Raw genomic sequence first — 17,562 nt, 5'->3', positions numbered from 1 at the left:
ATTTCTCACTGAGCCGGTCTGCTTCTTCTGGTACCATGGTCAAACTTTACTGTAGCAAAGCATGACGTGGTCTTTTGTTCCGTGTCAGCGGAAATGGGGGTTTCATGGCACAGAAAGCGACCACCAACGAGCAAAAGAAATTCAAAGTACCACGCATCCCGGGTGACATCATGATCTACCCGATGATCGTCGGCCTTTTGCTCAATACCTTTTGCCCGCAGGTCTTCGAGATCGGTGGCTTCTTTACCGCCGCCTGCCGTGGCGGTTCCAACACCATCGTTGCCGCGATTCTGCTGTTTGTGGGCGCCGGCATCAGCTTTAAGTCCACGCCGGGCGCCATTAAGACCGGCATCGTCGTGCTGATTCCTAAGCTTATCGTCGCGGCGGCTCTCGGCTTGGGCGTCGCCTATTTCTTTAACGACAACTTCTTGGGCCTGAGCTCCGTGTCCATCATCGGCGGCATCACGTTTTGCAACATGGCACTCTATACGGGCATCATGGGCGAGTTCGGCGACGAGTCCGAGCAGGGCGCCGTCGGCATCCTGTTCTTTACGGCCGGCCCCGCCGTCACCATGATCATTCTCGGTGTCTCGGGCCTCGCCAACATTCCCATCGGCACCATCATCGGCTCCATCCTGCCGCTCGTTATCGGCATGGTCCTGGGCAACCTGTTCCCGTTTATCAAGAACCTGCTGGTTCCCGGTGCCAACCCTGCGATCGCCGTCATCGGATTTCAGCTCGGTGCGTCCATGAGCCTTTCGAGCTTCATCACCGGCGGCATCTCGGGCATTCTGCTGGGCCTGATCACGCTCTTTATCGTCGGCCCCATCACCTTTGCCTTTGAGCGTCTGTGCGGTGGTAACGGCAAGGCTGCTGTTGCCTGTTCCACCATCGCCGGCACGGCTATGACCACGCCGGTTGCCCTTGCCGAGGTCGCACCGCGCTACGCCGAGCTTGCACCCACTGCGTACGCCCAGATCGCCACCGCCGTTATCATCACGGCAATCATGGCTCCGATTCTGACCGGCTGGGTCGACAGGAAGTTCTGCCAGGGCAAGGAAGACCTGTCCGTTGCCGGTGTCGAGGCTATCGAGGAGGCTGTCGCGACCGATATCGATGGCGAGTAGTCGTCTCTTCGAATCAGTGAAACGGCGCGTGCAATTCGCGCCATCAGAGCGTCCGAACGGCATCTGTTATCCAGAGTCATTCGGACGCTCTGCTATTATTCCCTTTACCCCTGCGGAGTAAGGGGTGTTTATTGCCCAGATTCGAATCGGGCGATTCTGACCACTTGGATATTGAAGGGACGGCGTCTAGTGGTTAAGGCACTCAAGATTGAGATATTCGTGCTATGCATGATTGTTCTTATCGGGCTTGCCGTGCGAAGTCGTCGCTCCTTGTTCTCGAGCACCCAGCAGCTCTTGTTTAGCATGCTTGGCTACACCTCTGCTGCCTACATTTTCTTTGATATGATCTGGACGCTTTCGGATGGTGCGAGCGGCACGTTGGGCATTGCCGCCAACTGGATTTCCAACGCGGTCTCGTTTTCGCTGTTCGCCATCGCGTGCCTCATTTGGTTTTTCTATTCCGAGACGATGCAGGGCTCACGGCTCCTGACCACGCCCTACAGGGTGGTACTTTTAACGTTGCCAACCGCATTGGTGGTCGTGCTGGCATTTACCAGCTACTGGACGCACGCTATGTTCTATATCGATGCGCAGGGTGTATATCGTCGCGGTGCGGCTTATATGATTCAGCCCATCGTTAGCTACTGCTACGTCATATATACGTCCCTGCATGCCTTTGTCCATGCTCGAAAAGTCGAAAGCCTACAAAAGAAGGCCATTTATCGCACCCTCGCCTTTTTCGCGGTCCCCGCTCTGGTGGGCGGTACCTTCCAGGTTTTGTTTTCGGTACCGGGCCTTTGTGTCGGTATAACGCTGAGCATCCTGCTGCTCTACATCATCTACCAGGAGCAGCTGATCTCGACCGACCCGTTGACTGGACTTAACAATCGCAACCGTTTTGAGACCTATATGCTGTCGCTCTTCTCAAATGTGGATCAGGCCGAAGATGTGTATCTGCTTATGATGGACGCCGACGGCTTTAAGCTGATTAACGATCGCTATGGACATGTGGAGGGCGACCATGCTCTCCAGGTCATATCTGCTACGCTCAAAGAGGTCTGCTCGGCGTCTGGTGGTTTTATCGCACGTTATGGCGGCGATGAGTTCGTGGTGCTCCAGAAGGCTGCGGCGGAACAGGACATCATAGACCTGTGTTCGGCGATTAACGACGAGCTCGCTCGTGCCGAGGTGCCGTATGCATTGCGGATGTCCATCGGTTACGCGCGGGTCGGCGATGGTGTCGATACCTGGCAAGACTTACTTCGCGCTGCCGATGCGGAGCTCTACCGCGTCAAGGCCGAGAAAAAGAAAGCCGGTGTCCAGATACGCTAGAAAAAAGGGGCGCACGCTTGCGTGCGTGGCGGCCCTCAGCTCACCGATATACTCCATTAAGCTAAAGTACATGAATCCCCTCTGCTAAATAAGGGCAGTTCGTTAAGCTTTTTTGGGCTTGTTGACGATGATGATGCCGCCGCAGACCAACAGCAGGGCAACGATGACGGTAACGGGGCTCGTGCCAGCGCCCTCGCCGAGCAACAGCGCGCTCAGCAGCACACCAAAGACGGGGTTCATAAACCCAAAGACCGAGACGCGGCTGACGGGGTTGACGGCAAGTAGGCGCGACCACAGCGAGTAGGCGACCGCGGAGATAAGCGCCATGTAGATGATGAGCGCGATGGCGGGGGCAATCGCCGTGGGGGAGAGCGCGCCACCCATCAAAAAGCCGATGGCGGTGAGGACCAGGCCGCCGACCAAGAACTGCCACCCGGCAAGCAAGACGCCGTCGTGCTCGCGCGAGAAGATGCCGATCAGGCAGGTCGAAAGGGCACCCGCGACGGTGGAGACCAGGATAAAGCCCTCGCCGTCGAGTGCAAAGCCAAAGGTGCCGTCCGCGCCCGAAAGGTTGACGAGCGCGACACCGGCAAAGCCCAGTACGCAGCCGAGCACCTTGGCCGCATTGAGCTTTTCGGTGCGAAACGCCAGGGCGGCAAAGAGGATGGCTAGGAAGTTGGCGCTGGCCTCGATGATGGAGCTCGACATAGCGCTTGCACGGGAGAGACCAAGGTAGAAAAAGAAGTACTGGCCGATGGTCTGGAAGAGCGACAAGATGCAGATGGGCTTGATATCACGCGCTTGCGGAACGAGCGGTCGGCGCTGGGCCACGCTCATGCCAACAATGACCAGCATGCCGGCAAGCGTAAAGCGCAAACCCGCGAAGAGCAGCTGCGAGGCGCTGTCGTGCGCGGGAATGCCAAAGAGGCCGTAGCCGATCTTGATGCAGGGGAAGGCGGAGCCCCAGAGCGCGCAGCAAACGAGACAGCCCAGGATGAGTCCGGGCAGGGTGGCGAGATACGGCTTGCGGCTTTCCATGATGTCCTTCCTACATGCGCGAAGCAAAAAAGAACCCGCCACCGGATGCGTCGGTGGCGGGTGATGTTACCCGAAGGGATTGTACCCGATGGGAAAGGTTTAAGCGAAGTAGGCTACGCCGCTCTCAAAGATCGGCATGAACTTATCGCCGGGGACATGCTCGGGCACGTTGCGGTACAGGTTGTCGCCGCGACGCTCGGCATGGCCCATCTTGCCCAGGACGCGGCCGTCGGGGCTCGTGATGCCCTCGATGGCGAGCGCGGAGCCGTTGGGGTTGACGGAAAGATCCATGCTGGGCTTGCCGTCCTCGCCTACGTACTGCGTAGCGACCTGGCCGTTGGCGATCAGCTGGGCGAGTACCTCGTCGTTGGCGACAAAGCGGCCCTCGCCGTGGCTGATGGCGACGGTGTAGGGGTCGTCCAGACTGCACTGCGACAGCCACGGGGACAGGTTGGACGAGATGCGGGTGCGCACCAGGCGGCTCTGATGGCGACCGATGGTGTTGAACGTCAGCGTAGGCGCATCGGGCGTGGCGTCAACGATGTCGCCGTAGGGCACCAGGCCGAGCTTGATCAGGGCCTGGAAGCCGTTGCAGATACCCAGCATCAGGCCGTCGCGGGCCTTGAGCAGGTCGCGGACTGCCTCGGTGACCTCGGGAGCGCGGAAGAACGCCGTGATGAACTTGGCAGAGCCGTCGGGCTCGTCGCCGCCCGAGAAGCCGCCGGGGATCATGACGATCTGGCTTGCACGGATGCGGCGGGCAAGCTCGTGGGTGCTCTCGGCGACCGCCTCGGGCGTGAGGTTGTTGATCACGAAGGTGTCGGCCTCGGCACCGGCGGCACGGAAGGCGCGGGCGCTGTCGTACTCGCAGTTGTTGCCGGGGAACACGGGGATGATCACGCGCGGGCGGGCGATCTTGGCGCCGCCGTACACGTGAATGTCCTTGGCGCGGAAGTCGATGGTCTCGACCTCGGGGGTCTCGCCGGCGCTGCGGTAGGCAAAGACGCCCTCGATGCCGCTTTCCCAGGCTTCCTGGAGCTCGGCGAGCTCGATGACCTCGGAGCCGGTGTCGATGACATAGCCCTCGACGGTGGTACCTAGGGGCTCGACGACAACGCCGTCGGCGACCTCGGGCAGCTCGGCGTCCTCGGCGAGCTCGACGATAAAGCTGCCGTAGAGCGGGGTGAAGAGGCTCTCCACGTCTACGTCCTCGGCAAGCTCGATACCGATCTGGTTACCGACGCACATCTTAAAGAGGCTCTCGGCGCCGCAGCCGTAGCCGGGCGTGGAGACGGCCAGGGCGTCGCCGGTAGCAGTGAGCGCCTCGACGGCGTCAAACGCGGCGAGCAACTGCTGGGCGTCGGGGCGGTAGTCCTCGCCGTAGGTGGCGGGGGCGATGCGAACGACGCGGTGCGTCAGGCCCTTGAACTCAGGGGAGACGGCGCGGGCGGCCTTGCCCACGGCGACAGCGAAGCTGATCAGGGTCGGCGGAACGTTGAGCTCGCCGGCCTCGTCCTCAAACGAGCCGCTCATGGAATCCTTGCCACCGATGGCGCCGGCACCCAGGTCGACTTGGGCCATGAGGGCGCCCAAGACGGCTGCCGTGGGCTTGCCCCAGCGCTCGGCCTCGGTGCGCAGACGCTCGAAGTACTCCTGGAAGGAGAGATAGGCGCGCTTGTGCTCAAAGCCGGCGGCAACGAGCTTGGCAATGGACTCGACCACGGACAGGTAGGCGCCCGCAAACTGGTCGGCCTCCATCAGATAGGGGTTGAAGCCCCATGCCATGGCGCTCGCCGTGGTGGTCTCGCCGTCCACGGGGAACTTGGCGACCATGGCCGAGCTTGGGGTGAGCTGCGTCTTGCCGCCAAAGGGCATGAGCACGGTCGCGGCGCCGATGGTGGAGTCGAAGCGCTCGGAAAGGCCCTTGTTGGAAGCGACGTTGAGGTCGGTGACGAGCGAGGTCATGCGCTCGGCGAGCGTGGTGCCGGCCCAGCTGGGCTGCCACACGCTGCGGGCACAGACGTGGGCGACCTGGTGCTTGGGCGCACCGTTGGAGTTGAGGAACTCGCGGGATAGATCGACGATGGCGACGCCGTTCCATGCCATGCGCATGCGCGGCTCGGCGGTCACCTCGGCGATAACGGTAGCCTCCAGGTTTTCCTCGGCGGCGTAGCCCATGAACTCCTCGACGTCACCGTCGGCGACGGCGCAAGCCATGCGCTCCTGGGACTCGGAGATAGCGAGCTCGGTGCCGTCCAGGCCGTCGTACTTCTTGGTCACGGTGTCCAGGTCCACGTACAGGCCGTCGGCAAGCTCGCCTACGGCGACCGAGACGCCGCCGGCGCCAAAGTCGTTGCAGCGCTTGATCAGACGGCAGGCATCGCCGCGGCGGAACAGGCGCTGCAGCTTGCGCTCGACCGGGGCGTTGCCCTTCTGGACCTCGGCACCCGAGGTCTCGATGGACTCGGTGTTCTGGGTCTTGGAGGAGCCGGTGGCACCGCCGATGCCGTCACGTCCGGTGCGGCCGCCCAGCAGGATGATCTTGTCGGTGGGGGCGGGGCACTCGCGACGAACGTGGTTTGCCGGGGTAGCGCCCACGACGGCGCCGACCTCCATGCGCTTGGCCACGTAGCCGGGGTGATAGAGTTCGTTGACCTGACCGGTGGCAAGGCCGATCTGGTTGCCGTAGCTGGAGTAGCCGGCGGCAGCAGTGGTCACGAGCTTACGCTGCGGCAGCTTGCCCTCGAGCGTCTCGGACACGGGGACGGTGGGGTCGCCGGCGCCGGTGACACGCATGGCCTGGTACACGTAGCTGCGGCCCGACAGCGGGTCGCGGATGGCGCCGCCCACGCAGGTGGCGGCACCGCCGAAGGGCTCGATCTCGGTCGGGTGGTTGTGGGTCTCGTTCTTAAACAGGAACAGCCAGTCCTGGTCCTCGCCGTCGACATCGACCTTCACCTTGACGGTGCAGGCGTTGATCTCCTCGGACTCGTCGACATCGGTCATGACGCCGGTCTTCTTAAGGTACTTGGCGCCGATGGTGCCCATGTCCATGAGGCAGACGGGCTTGGCGTCGCGACCGAGCTCGTGGCGCATCTCCATGTAGCGATCGAAGGCCTGCTGCACCACGGCGTCGTCGATCGTCACGTCGTCCAGGACGGTGCCGAAGGTGGTGTGGCGGCAGTGATCGGACCAGTAGGTGTCGATCACGCGGATCTCGGTGATGGTGGGGTCGCGGTCCTCATCGCGGAAGTACTGCTGGCAGAAGGCGATGTCCGCCTCGTCCATGGCAAGACCGCGCTCGGAAATAAAGGCGGCAAGGCCGGCCTCATCGAGCTCACGGAAGCCGTCGAGCACCTCGACGGGCTGGGGCTCGGGGGTCTCCATGTACAGCGTCTCGGGCAGGTCGAGCGTGGCGATGCGCGCCTCGACGGGGTTCACCACGTAGTGCTTGATGGCATCGATGGCGGCCTCGTCCAGAGCGCCCGAGATCATATAGACCTTGGCGGAGCGCACGGCGGGGCGCTCGCCCTGGCTGATGAGCTGCACGCACTCGCTGGCGGAGTCGGCGCGCTGGTCAAACTGGCCAGGCAGGAATTCGACGGCAAAGACGGCGCCATCGCTTGCGGGGAGCTCGTCGTAGGTCACATCGACCTGGGGCTCGCTAAAGACGGTCGGCACGCAGGAGCGGAAAAGCTCCTCGTCGATGCCCTCGACGTCGTAGCGGTTGATGATCCTCAGGGCCTCGATGCCCTTGATGCCGAGAATTTCGGTCAGCTCGCCCTTGAGCTGCTGAGCCTCGACGTCGAACCCGGGTTTCTTCTCCACGTAGATACGAGAGACCATTGGTTCCTGCCTTCCTGATCGGTTGGGCGTACGGTACGGTATGCGGCAGCGGTCGGTTTACGGGGCAAGCCTCGCGGCCGCCTTGAGCCACATGTTTGTAAACCTCACTATGATACGACAGCTCGCGGCGCGTTGAGGACGGCGAGGGTGCTACAGTGGGGCTCAAACAAGAGAAAGGCATCACATGGCATTCGTTTCGCTCGCCATCATCGCACTCGTGGCCTTTGCAAGCCCCTTCATCGCCTCGGCGATTCCCAGAAAGCCCATTCCCGAGACGGTCTTTTTGCTCGTGCTCGGCGCGGTGCTGGGACCCCATATGCTCGGCGTCATCCATGTAGATGCCGAGGTCTCGCTGGTGTCCGAGCTCGGTCTGGCCTTTTTGTTCCTGCTTGCCGGCTTTGAGATCGATCCCAAGAGCATCACGGGCGTCGAGGGCCGCTACGGCTTGGCGACGTGGGTCGTCACGTTTGGTATCGCCTGGCTTGCTGTGCGCTTTACCCCGTGGTTCTCGGTCAGTCATTTCGACGGTATCGCCGTGACGCTTGCCCTCACTTCCACGGCGCTCGGCACGCTCGTACCCATCATGCGTGAGCGCTCGCTCACTGGCACGCGTGTGGGCGACTCCATCCTTGCCTATGGCACGTGGGGAGAGCTCGGTCCCGTGCTCGCCATGTCGGTGCTGCTGTCTGCCCGCACTGGCATCCAAACGCTCGTAATCCTTGGCTTGTTTGCGGTGGTTTGCGTGTTGCTTGCCGTGGTCCCGAGCCGCTCCAAGCGCGTCGGCAGCCGTTTCTTTGCGTTTGTCGAGGAGCGCGCCGATACCACGTCGCAGACCTTCGTGCGCCTGACGGTGCTCATCCTGGTCACACTCGTGGCGTTCTCGGCCGTCTTTGATCTCGACATCGTGTTGGGTTCTTTTGCCGCCGGCTTTGTCCTGCGCTATATCATCCCCGAGGGCAACCATACGCTCGAGACCAAGCTCGACGGTCTGGCCTACGGCTTTTTGATTCCGGTGTTCTTTACCGTATCGGGCGCAAAGATCGACCTGACGGCCGTGGCTTCGCGCCCGGGCTTGCTCGTGGGCTTTATCGTGGCGTTGCTGATTATTCGTGCCGTGCCGATCCTTGTCTCTATGAGCATTTGTCCTGCGACGCGCGATGTGTCGGCGTATGGCCGCATTACCGTGGCCCTGTACTGCACCACGGCGCTGCCGATCATCGTTGCCGTGACGAGCGTTGCCGTCAACGCGGGCGCGCTGTCGCAAGACATCGCGTCGGTTATGGTTGCCGCCGGCGCCATCACGGTGTTCTTGATGCCATTGCTCGCGCAGCTCTTCTACCGCGTGGTGGATGCTGCGCCGGTCGCCGCCGTGGCAGAAGTTGCCGAGCATCCATCCGATGCGCTCGACATCCTGCGCGCTCATCACGATTTGGCGAGTCTGCTCGCACGAGAGCACGAGCTGCTGACTTCGCATGGCCATGGTCGCGTATTCGAGGGCCTGCCTACGCTCGATACGATTGCCGAGCGTCTTTCCGCCGAGGCGGCGAGCGGCCACATCGATGCCCGCATCGTGGACGCGGCGCACCTGCTTGCCGATAAGACTTATGGTGATGAGATCGACACGTCCGAGCTGACTCCGCATGAGCGTCGCCGCCTGGAGCGCGCCAAGCTCGCCGTGCGCGAATACCGCCGCCGCATGCTGGAGCTCTATGCACGCGATGAGGCCCAGGACGACGACGGCAGGTAGCCAACGCCGCCGCGGAAAATGCGTCCCGGAATTGGCGTCCAGAGTGGGACGTGCTTTCCGCGAGAGGCCCGTTGCGGAAAGCGTGTCCCAGAATTCGCGCCCAGAATGGGACATAGTTTCCGAAAAAGGCCCTGAGGGAAGCTTCGCCCCGTTCTGAGCTGAAATACCGGGACGCAGCTTCCCCTGCAAACAGAAGAAGGCGCGCTGCCTGTGGTTGATGCAGGCAGCGCGCCTTTTGCGTTGAGCTTCGTTGAGGTTCGAAGTAGTGGACTAGTTGGCCATGACGCCTTCGGTCCATGCCTCGACGTCCTCGATGCGCAGGACGTTGGCGACCTCGGCCACGCAGTCGACGCTGGCAAGCTCGGCGGCGGCAGCCTGGACGTCCTTCTCGAGCGCGCGGTGCGTCAGGAAGATGACCGAGCAGGCATCGCTGACGCCCGACTTGCCGTCCTCGACCTGGTTGATGAGCGAGATCGAGATGTTGTGCTTGGCAAAGATGTCGACCGTCTCGGACAGGGCGCCCACGCGGTCGGCGACTTTCAGGCGCACATAGTACTTGGTCTGGAGCTCGTCCATGGGCTTAAAGGCGAGGTTGTGACCATAGGGCTCAATCTCGGGCAGCGGAGCCACGCCGCGGCTGATCTGCTCGGAGAGCGACAGGATATCGCCCACGACGGCGCTCGCGGTGGGGAAGGAGCCTGCGCCGGCACCGTAGAACATGGTCTCGCCCACGGCGTCGCCTACCACGTAGACGGCGTTCATGGCGCCGTTGACCTTGGCAAGCATGTGGTCGGCGGGGATCAGCGTGGGATGCACGCGGACGTCGACGCCAGCGTCGGTGTTGCGTGCGATGCCCAGCAGCTTGATGGTGTAGCCGAGCTCGCGGGCCTGGGCAATGTCTTCGGCGCCGATGGTACGGATACCTTGCTGGTAGACATCGTCGGTGGTCACGCGGGTGCCAAAGCCGATGGAAGCGAGGATTGCCGTCTTGCTGGCGGCGTCGAAGCCGTCGACGTCGGCGGACGGGTCGGCCTCGGCATAGCCCTTTGCCTGGGCGTCGGCGAGCACGTCAGCGTAATCGGCGCCCTCGGCGTCCATGCGCGACAGGATGTAGTTGGTGGTGCCGTTAAGGATACCGGCGATGGTCAGGATCTTGTTGCCCACCAGGTCGTGCTCGAGCGTGCTCACAATGGGGATGCCGCCGCCGCAACTGGCCTCGCACTTAATCTGTACGCCGCACGCGCGCGCCTTCTCGGCAAGCGTCTCGACGTGACGGCCCAGCAGGGCCTTGTTGGCAGAGACGACGTGCTTGCCGTTCTCGAAGGCGGTGGTGAATATCTCGGTTGCGGGATGCTCGCCGCCGATCAGCTCGACGACGATGTCGACGGCGGGGTCGGTGACGACGTCGTGCCAGTCACTCGTAAAGGCCTCGCGCTCAATGCCTGCCGCCTCGGCCTGCTCCCAAGCAAGCGCGCAGGCGCGGGTCAGCTTAAGGTCGATGCCGTAGGCTGCCAGGTACTCATCGTGGTGGCTCTTGATCAGACGGGCCACGCCGCCGCCGACGGTTCCCAGACCGATCAGACCGACGTTCACGGTGCGCATGGGTTCGCTCATAGATAGCTCCTTCGTGCATCTTATGGATGGATTAACCACTTAAAGGTTGAGTGCATTCTAGCGTGAACCGAGGGCGCGTGCTCGCCAGGCAACAGGAGTCGCACAAAACGGCACCCCCGAAACGCTGCGGAAACATTGGAAACATGCTCGCTACAAACGAACTTCCGTAACAAACTGTCAACGTTTGCACCATAAGGTTTGCCCTGTACCGCAAGACGGCCGCATCGCGGCTAGCGAAAAGGGGGACACCATGTTTAGCATCAACAACGTACTTAACCGCAGGAGTTTCCTTGCCGGAGCCGCGGCGCTCGGAAGCACCGTCGCGCTCGCCGGTTGCTCTTCGGACGGCGCGGACGGCGGCTCCGCCGATGAAGACGGCGCATTCAAGATCGGTGTCATCGGCCCTCTGACCGGCGCCGCGGCAACCTATGGCGTTTCGGCCGAGAAGGGTGCCAAGCTCGCCGCCAAGGATTTCTCGACCAAGGACCTCAAGCTCTCGCTTAAGTCCGAGGACGACGTCGCTGACGGCGAGAAGGCCATCAACGCCTTCAATACCCTGTGCGACTGGGGCATGCAGGCGCTCGTCGGCCCCGTCACGACTGGTGCCGCCGTCGCCGTCTCGGGCGAGATTGCCGACGATATGCTCATGGTCACGCCCTCGGCCTCGTCTCTCGACGTCACCAAGGACAAGACCACGGTTTTCCAGGTTTGCTTCACCGATCCCACCATGGGCGCCAGCGCCGCAAAGTTCTTGGCCGAGAAGTACGCGGATGCCAAGATCGCCCTGTTCTACAACTCCGGCGATACGTATAGCTCGGGCGTTGCCGACGCTTTTGCCGAGCAGGCCAAGGCCTCAAAGCTCGACATCGTCGATACCGAGACCTTTAAGGACGACTCTTCCACGAGCTTTACCAACCAGCTCACCAAGGCCAAGGAGGCCGGCGCCACGCTCGTCTTTGCGCCGATCTACTACACGCCGGCGTCCGTTTTGCTCAAGAACGCCAAGGACATGGGCTACGACATGACCCTCATGGGTACCGATGGCATGGACGGCCTGCTCTCTGTGGAAGGCTTCGATACCTCTCTTGCCGAGGGCGTACTGCTCATGACCCCGTTTTCGGCTGACGATGAGAAGAATGCCGACTTCGTCAAGGCCTATAAGGATGCCTACGACGAGACGCCCAACCAGTTTGCCGCCGACGCTTACGATTGCGTCCACGCCATCGTCGAGGCTATCGATAAGGCGGGGATTGACATTTCGGTCGATGGTGCCGAAATTGCCGACGATCTTGCCAAGGCCATGCGCAAGATCAAGATCGAGGGCCTGACGGGCGAGCTCACGTGGAACGACGAGGGTCAGGTCGAAAAGCCCGCCACGGCCTATGTGATCCAGGACGGCAAGTACATCTCCGCCTAAGTGCATATAACGAGACCGGTGGGGTCGTTTTATTCAGGGCAAGGGCGCTTGTAACAGAACAGAAACATTACTTTCACACAATAAAGTGGCTAAACTGCATAAACCGATAGGAATACGCACAAATATGGATAAATGGACAAAACAAAAGAAAAGTTGAAATAATCGCCACTTTTCTCAACTAAAGCGTCTACTATTTTGCGAACGCCGAACACGGCGAAGGATGGCCTGTCGGGTAACCGAAACCCGACGAGATTTGAGAGGAGAGCCGCATGTCGAGCCTCACCGGTAAGTCATTGAACCCTGTTATGAATCGCAGGAGCGTTATCGCGAGCGCAGCAGGTCTGGGGGCGATGTCCATTCTAGCTGGCTGCTCCTCCAACGGCGGCGACAGCGGTTCCGCGTCGGCCGACGGTTCCTTTAAGATCGGCACCATCGGACCGCTGACCGGCGCCAACGCGTCCTACGGCAAGTCCGTTACCCAGGGCGTCGAGCTTGGCTGCAAGGATTTCTCGACCAAGGAGCTGCCGCTTGCCAGCAAGGCCGAGGATGACCAGGCCGATGGCGAGAAGGCCGTCAACGCCTTCAACACCCTGCTCGACTGGGGCATGCAGGCCCTCGTCGGCCCGACCACCACGGGTGCGTCGGTTGCCGTTGCCGCAGAGTGCGGTAACGACCCCAAGACGTTCATGATCACCCCGTCCGCGTCCTCCGAGGACGTCACCGACGGCAAGGATTGCGTCTTCCAGGTTTGCTTCACCGACCCCAACCAGGGTGTCAACGCTGCCAAGTTCCTGGCGCAGAAGTATGCGGACGAGAAGTTCGTGCTGTTCTATAACTCTGGCGACGCCTATTCTTCGGGCATCGCAGATTCCTTTAAGGCCCAGGCCGCCGAGTCCAAGCTCGAGATTGTCGACGAGGAGACCTTTAAGGACGACTCCGCCACGAGCTTTACCAACCAGCTGACCAAGGCCAAGCAGGCCGGCGCCACCATGATCTTTGCGCCGATCTACTACACGCCGGCGTCCGTCCTGCTCAAGAACGCCAAGGACATGGGCTACGACGTCAAGATGATGGGCTGCGACGGCATGGACGGCATCTTGGGCGTTGAGGGCTTCGACACCTCTCTTGCCGAGGGTCTGCTGCTCATGACCCCGTTCTCCGCCGACGACGAGAAGAACGCCGACTTCGTCAACGCCTACAAGGATAAGTACGGCGATACTCCCGACCAGTTTGCCGCCGACGCCTACGACGGCGTGCACGCGGTGGCCGAGGCCGTCAAGGAGGCCGGTCTTGGTGCCGACGCCGACCCGACCGAGGTCGCCGAGAAGCTGTCCAAGGCTATGCTCAAGATTACCGTTGACGGTCTGACCGGCAAGCTCACCTGGAACGATAAGGGCCAGGTCCAGAAGGAGCCCACGGCGTACGTCATCACCGACGGCAAGTACGTACAGGCCTAATTGGCCGCCTTACATAGAGCGGTTTTGATCCCAAGCAGGGGAGGTTTTGGCCTTCCCTGCTTGCTTGGTATCTAGGGACAGTGTAACGTCCCTGTTTCATACATTAACTGGAAACCTATTCGAAAGGGGGATGTGGAACATGACGGTCTTTATCCAATACCTGGTCAACGGCCTGTCCATGGGCAGCGTCTACGCCATCATCGCGTTGGGCTACACCATGGTCTACGGTATCGCCAAGATGCTCAACTTCGCTCACGGCGATGTCATCATGGTCGGTGCCTATGTCTCGTTCTGCGCCACGTCGTATCTCGGCCTCCCGGGCTGGGCATCTGTAGTTCTCTCTTGTGTGGTCTGCACGGTTCTCGGTGTTCTCATTGAGGGTCTGGCCTATAAGCCGCTGCGCCAAGCAGGCCCGCTGGCCGTTCTGATCACGGCCATCGGCGTGTCTTACTTCCTGCAGAACGCCGCGCAGCTTCTGTGGGGCGCCACGCCCAAGAACTTCACTTCGCTCGTCACCTTCCCGGTGCCGGAGTTCTTGGCCAAGTTTAACGTAAGCGCCGTCTCGCTTGTCACCATCGTCGCCTGCCTGGTTATCATGGCCGGCCTGATGTTCTTTACAGGTAAGACCAAGATGGGCAAGGCCATGCGCGCTGTGTCCGAGGACAAGGCCGCCGCTCAGCTCATGGGCATCAACGTCAACCGCACCATCTCGATGACGTTCGCCATCGGCTCCGCCCTTGCCGCCATCGCCGGCGTGCTCCTGTGCTCCTACTCGCCGGTGTTGCAGCCCACCACGGGCGCCATGCCTGGCATCAAGGCCTTCGACGCTGCCGTTTTCGGCGGCATTGGTTCCATCCCCGGTGCCTTTGTCGGTGGTATTCTCATCGGCATCATCGAGGCGATGGCGCAGGCTTACATTTCCACGAGCCTTGCCAACTCCATCGTCTTTGGTGTTTTGATCATCGTCCTGCTCGTCAAGCCTGCCGGCCTCTTGGGCAAGTACGTCCCCGAGAAGGTGTAGGTGAGCGTTATGAAGTTTCTTAAAGACAGGCAGACGCGTCACGACTTTGTCACGTACGCCATGTGCGTTGTGGCGTTCGCCATCGTGTTCTTTATGCAGTCCAACCACATGATCCCGCGCATGATCGCCGGTCAGTTGGTTCCCATCACGGCCTATATCGTCATGGCCATCTCCCTTAACCTTGTCGTCGGCATCGCGGGCGACTTGTCGCTGGGCCACGCGGGCTTTATGAGCGTCGGTGCCTATATGGGCATCGTCACTGCCGTCGCGCTGGAGAGCACCGTTCCGTCCGATCCGATGCGTCTGATCATCAGCATTGTGGTCGGCGCTATCGCCGCTGCCATCTTGGGCTTCTTGATCGGTATTCCGGTCCTGCGCCTGAGCGGCGACTATCTGGCCATCGTGACCCTCGCTTTTGGCGAGATTATCAAAGAGGTCGTCACCTGTCTCATTGTGGGCGTCGATTCCCGCGGCCTGCATGTGATCTTTAACATCACGGGTAACTCCACGATCGACGACCTGCACCTGCTCGAGGACGGCACCGCCATCATCAAGGGCGCGCAGGGCGCATCGGGCGTGTCGACCTATTCGACCTTCCTTGCCGGCGCAATCCTGGTTATGGTCGCGCTCGTGATTGTGCTCAACCTGGTTCGCAGCCGTACCGGTCGTGCCATTATTGCCGTGCGCGACAACAAGATCGCTGCCGAGTCTGTGGGCATCTCCGTCACCCAGTACCGCATGATCGCCTTCGTGGTTTCCGCTGCCCTCGCCGGTGCTGCCGGAGCTCTGTTCGGCGGTAACTTCTCGCAGCTTTCCGCTACTAAGTTCGACTTCAATACGTCCATCCTCATTCTGGTGTTCGTGGTCCTGGGCGGCCTGGGCAACATGCGCGGCTCCGTTATCGCCGCGGCGCTGCTCACGGTGCTCCCCGAGCTGCTCCGTCAGTTCTCGGACTACCGCATGCTCATCTACGCCATCGTATTGATTCTGGTCATGGTCTTTACCAACAACCCACAGCTCAAGGCGTTCTTCGCACGCATTAAGGACCGCTTTGCTTCCAAGAAGGAGGTGGCAGCCGATGCCCAGTAAGTTTGAGTTCAACAAGGGCAAGATGGTCCCGTATCCTTCTGGCGCCATCGTTCCCGACCGCGACCTGGGCCAGCGCCCGGCGCTCGAGTGCATCCACCTGGGCATTGAATTCGGCGGCCTTAAGGCAGTCGATGACTTTAGCCTGACCATCGGCAAGACTGAGATCGCCGGTCTCATCGGCCCCAACGGTGCCGGCAAGACCACGGTCTTCAACCTGCTCACCAAGGTGTACCAGCCTACGCACGGCACCATCCTGCTCGATGGTGAGGACACCTCGGGCAAGTCGGTCTACCAGGTCAACCGCATGGGTATTGCCCGTACGTTCCAGAACATTCGCCTGTTCAACACCATGACGGTGGAGGACAACGTTAAGGTCGGCCTGCACAACCAGGAGCGCTACTCCGGCTTTGAGGGCGTGCTGCGCCTGCCGACGTATTGGAAGCACGAGAAGGCCGCCCACGAGCGCGCCATGGAGCTGCTGTCCATCTTTGACATGGAGCACCTGGCAAACGAGCAGGCCGGCTCGCTTCCTTACGGCGCCCAGCGTCGTCTGGAAATCGTCCGCGCGCTTGCCACCAACCCCAAGCTGCTGCTGCTCGACGAGCCTGCCGCCGGCATGAACCCGTCCGAGACCGCAGAGCTCATGGCGAACATCGTCAAGATTCGCGACACCTTCGGCATCGCCATCATGCTTATCGAGCATGATATGTCGCTCGTCATGAACATCTGCGAGGGCATCTGCGTGCTTAACTTTGGCAAGGTTATCGCCAAGGGCACGGCAGAGGAAATCCAGAACAACGACGCCGTTATCGAGGCGTATCTGGGTAAGCAGGATAAGGGGGAGAACTAAATGGCAGAGCCGATGCTTTCCGTCTACAACATCAACGTCTGGTACGGCGCCATCCACGCCATCAAGGACATCTCCTTTAACGTTAACGAGGGCGAGATCGTGGCCTTGATTGGTGCCAACGGTGCCGGCAAGTCCACAACGCTCAAGACCGTCTCGGGCCTGCTGCGCTCCAAGACCGGCTCCATCAAGTTTATGGGCGAGGACATTACCCATACGCCCGCTGATAAGCTGGTTGGTAAGGGCCTGGCTCAGGTTCCCGAGGGTCGTCGCGCCTTTTTGCAGATGACGGTTGAGGAGAACCTGGAGATGGGCGCCTATACGCAGCCCAAGTCCACGGTGGCTCCGGGCCTGGAGCGCGTCTACGAGCAGTTCCCGCGCCTGAAGGAACGTCGTCGCCAGGTCGCCGGCACCCTTTCAGGCGGCGAGCAGCAGATGCTCGTTATGGGGCGCGCCCTTATGAGTAACCCCAAACTGCTTATGCTCGACGAACCTTCCATGGGTCTGGCGCCGATTCTGATCGAACAGATCTTCCAGATTGTCGAGGACCTGCACAAGGCCGGCACCACGGTGCTTCTGGTCGAGCAAAACGCGCAGATGGCGCTTTCCATCGCCACACGCGGTTACGTGCTCGAGACCGGCAAGATCACCATGACCGGCACCGGCCAAGAGCTCCTGCACGACGACAACGTCCGCAAGGCTTACCTGGGCGGCTAGGGACTTCCGCCGTTCTGCCGAACGGCGGACCGGCCGACGCTGCGCGGGCGCCCTGATCGACGTGCCGAAGCTCCTCACCCTTGGGGCTATGCCGCGGTACGAGGCCAGGTGGTCATGGTCCGGGAACCTCGCGATGTCGAATGACACCGCGAGGTTCGCCGCCGTCCTCGGCGGCCTCGACCCCCGAGTGGGCGATCCCCACGCGCTAACGCCTGCAAACAAGGGGATCGCCAAGACGCCGCCGGGCACCTCCGTCATAGACGTGGAAGTGCGGCCGCGCTGAAGCACTGCGCGGTGTCTGCTCGCTTAT

General features: G+C 61.4%; 12 protein-coding genes and 1 pseudogene. 9 read left to right on the top strand and 4 right to left on the bottom strand.

Annotated elements, in window-relative coordinates; translation table 11 throughout:
* The first annotated feature begins 104 nt into the window (after positions 1-104).
* Both I1M21_RS06635 and I1M21_RS09960 read left to right on the top strand, forming a co-directional pair.
* Positions 105-1,127: a 2-keto-3-deoxygluconate permease gene (locus tag I1M21_RS06635; RefSeq protein WP_195192937.1), complete on the top strand. Its 1,023-nt coding sequence runs from the start codon at positions 105-107 to the stop codon at positions 1,125-1,127.
* A 189-nt stretch (positions 1,128-1,316) separates the two neighbouring features.
* A complete protein-coding gene (locus I1M21_RS09960) occupies positions 1,317-2,459 on the top strand; it encodes a GGDEF domain-containing protein (RefSeq protein WP_195192936.1) in 1,143 nt (380 codons plus the stop codon).
* Between the two features lie 102 nt (positions 2,460-2,561).
* On the opposite strand, the gene I1M21_RS06625 is transcribed toward I1M21_RS09960, so the two are convergent.
* Both I1M21_RS06625 and I1M21_RS06620 read right to left on the bottom strand, forming a co-directional pair.
* Positions 2,562-3,497 carry a DMT family transporter gene (locus tag I1M21_RS06625; RefSeq protein ID WP_195192935.1) on the bottom strand — a complete coding sequence of 312 codons (936 nt, stop codon included), beginning with the start codon at positions 3,495-3,497 and terminating at the stop codon, positions 2,562-2,564.
* Between the two features lie 99 nt (positions 3,498-3,596).
* Complete coding sequence (locus I1M21_RS06620) at positions 3,597-7,343, bottom strand: phosphoribosylformylglycinamidine synthase (protein ID WP_195192934.1); 3,747 nt, start codon at positions 7,341-7,343, stop codon at positions 3,597-3,599.
* A 184-nt stretch (positions 7,344-7,527) separates the two neighbouring features.
* On the opposite strand from I1M21_RS06620, the gene I1M21_RS06615 reads away from it, so the two are divergent.
* Entirely contained in the window at positions 7,528-9,090 is a 1,563-nt protein-coding gene (locus tag I1M21_RS06615; RefSeq protein WP_195192933.1) for a cation:proton antiporter, read from the top strand.
* A gap of 270 nt (positions 9,091-9,360) precedes the next feature.
* Here the strand turns inward: I1M21_RS06615 and I1M21_RS06610 are convergent, their stop codons facing one another.
* The gene (locus I1M21_RS06610) at positions 9,361-10,704 is read right to left on the bottom strand and encodes a homoserine dehydrogenase (RefSeq protein WP_195192932.1); all 1,344 of its coding nucleotides are present in this window, start codon (positions 10,702-10,704) and stop codon (positions 9,361-9,363) included.
* A 250-nt stretch (positions 10,705-10,954) separates the two neighbouring features.
* Here I1M21_RS06610 and I1M21_RS06605 point away from each other — a divergent pair, with 250 nt between their 5' ends.
* From I1M21_RS06605 to I1M21_RS06580, 6 genes are all read left to right on the top strand, one after another.
* Positions 10,955-12,121: a substrate-binding domain-containing protein gene (locus I1M21_RS06605; RefSeq protein WP_195192931.1), complete on the top strand. Its 1,167-nt coding sequence runs from the start codon at positions 10,955-10,957 to the stop codon at positions 12,119-12,121.
* A gap of 269 nt (positions 12,122-12,390) precedes the next feature.
* On the top strand, positions 12,391-13,578 hold the full coding sequence (locus tag I1M21_RS06600) for an ABC transporter substrate-binding protein (protein WP_195192930.1): 1,188 nt from the start codon (positions 12,391-12,393) through the stop codon (positions 13,576-13,578).
* 139 nt (positions 13,579-13,717) lie between these two features.
* A complete protein-coding gene (locus I1M21_RS06595) occupies positions 13,718-14,599 on the top strand; it encodes a branched-chain amino acid ABC transporter permease (RefSeq protein WP_040358647.1) in 882 nt (293 codons plus the stop codon).
* A 9-nt stretch (positions 14,600-14,608) separates the two neighbouring features.
* A complete protein-coding gene (locus I1M21_RS06590) occupies positions 14,609-15,688 on the top strand; it encodes a branched-chain amino acid ABC transporter permease (RefSeq protein WP_195193014.1) in 1,080 nt (359 codons plus the stop codon).
* A complete protein-coding gene (locus tag I1M21_RS06585; protein ID WP_006234439.1) occupies positions 15,678-16,538 on the top strand; it encodes an ABC transporter ATP-binding protein in 861 nt (286 codons plus the stop codon). Before I1M21_RS06590 ends, I1M21_RS06585 begins: the two co-directional genes overlap by 11 nt.
* A complete protein-coding gene (locus I1M21_RS06580; protein WP_006234438.1) occupies positions 16,539-17,252 on the top strand; it encodes an ABC transporter ATP-binding protein in 714 nt (237 codons plus the stop codon).
* 63 nt (positions 17,253-17,315) lie between these two features.
* Here I1M21_RS06580 and I1M21_RS06575 read toward each other — a convergent pair.
* Positions 17,316-17,510: pseudogene (locus I1M21_RS06575) on the bottom strand (transposase); the annotation flags it as partial.
* Between the last annotated feature and the right edge of the window lie 52 nt (positions 17,511-17,562).

It is taken from the genome of Collinsella aerofaciens, from assembly GCF_015546965.1.
Lineage (GTDB): Bacteria > Actinomycetota > Coriobacteriia > Coriobacteriales > Coriobacteriaceae > Collinsella > Collinsella aerofaciens_X.
Note: the sequence above shows the minus strand (reverse complement) of the source record. Positions and strands in the feature narration are given on the sequence as shown.

Coding starts and splice junctions, on each gene's coding strand:
- I1M21_RS06625 (WP_195192935.1), bottom strand. CDS start 3,497: ATGGAAAGCCGCAAGCCGTATCTCGCCACCCTGCCCGGACTCATCCTG.
- I1M21_RS06585 (WP_006234439.1), top strand. CDS start 15,678: ATGCCCAGTAAGTTTGAGTTCAACAAGGGCAAGATGGTCCCGTATCCT.
- I1M21_RS06610 (WP_195192932.1), bottom strand. CDS start 10,704: ATGAGCGAACCCATGCGCACCGTGAACGTCGGTCTGATCGGTCTGGGA.
- I1M21_RS06590 (WP_195193014.1), top strand. CDS start 14,609: ATGAAGTTTCTTAAAGACAGGCAGACGCGTCACGACTTTGTCACGTAC.
- I1M21_RS06595 (WP_040358647.1), top strand. CDS start 13,718: ATGACGGTCTTTATCCAATACCTGGTCAACGGCCTGTCCATGGGCAGC.
- I1M21_RS06635 (WP_195192937.1), top strand. CDS start 105: ATGGCACAGAAAGCGACCACCAACGAGCAAAAGAAATTCAAAGTACCA.
- I1M21_RS06615 (WP_195192933.1), top strand. CDS start 7,528: ATGGCATTCGTTTCGCTCGCCATCATCGCACTCGTGGCCTTTGCAAGC.
- I1M21_RS06580 (WP_006234438.1), top strand. CDS start 16,539: ATGGCAGAGCCGATGCTTTCCGTCTACAACATCAACGTCTGGTACGGC.
- I1M21_RS06600 (WP_195192930.1), top strand. CDS start 12,391: ATGTCGAGCCTCACCGGTAAGTCATTGAACCCTGTTATGAATCGCAGG.
- I1M21_RS06605 (WP_195192931.1), top strand. CDS start 10,955: ATGTTTAGCATCAACAACGTACTTAACCGCAGGAGTTTCCTTGCCGGA.
- I1M21_RS06620 (WP_195192934.1), bottom strand. CDS start 7,343: ATGGTCTCTCGTATCTACGTGGAGAAGAAACCCGGGTTCGACGTCGAG.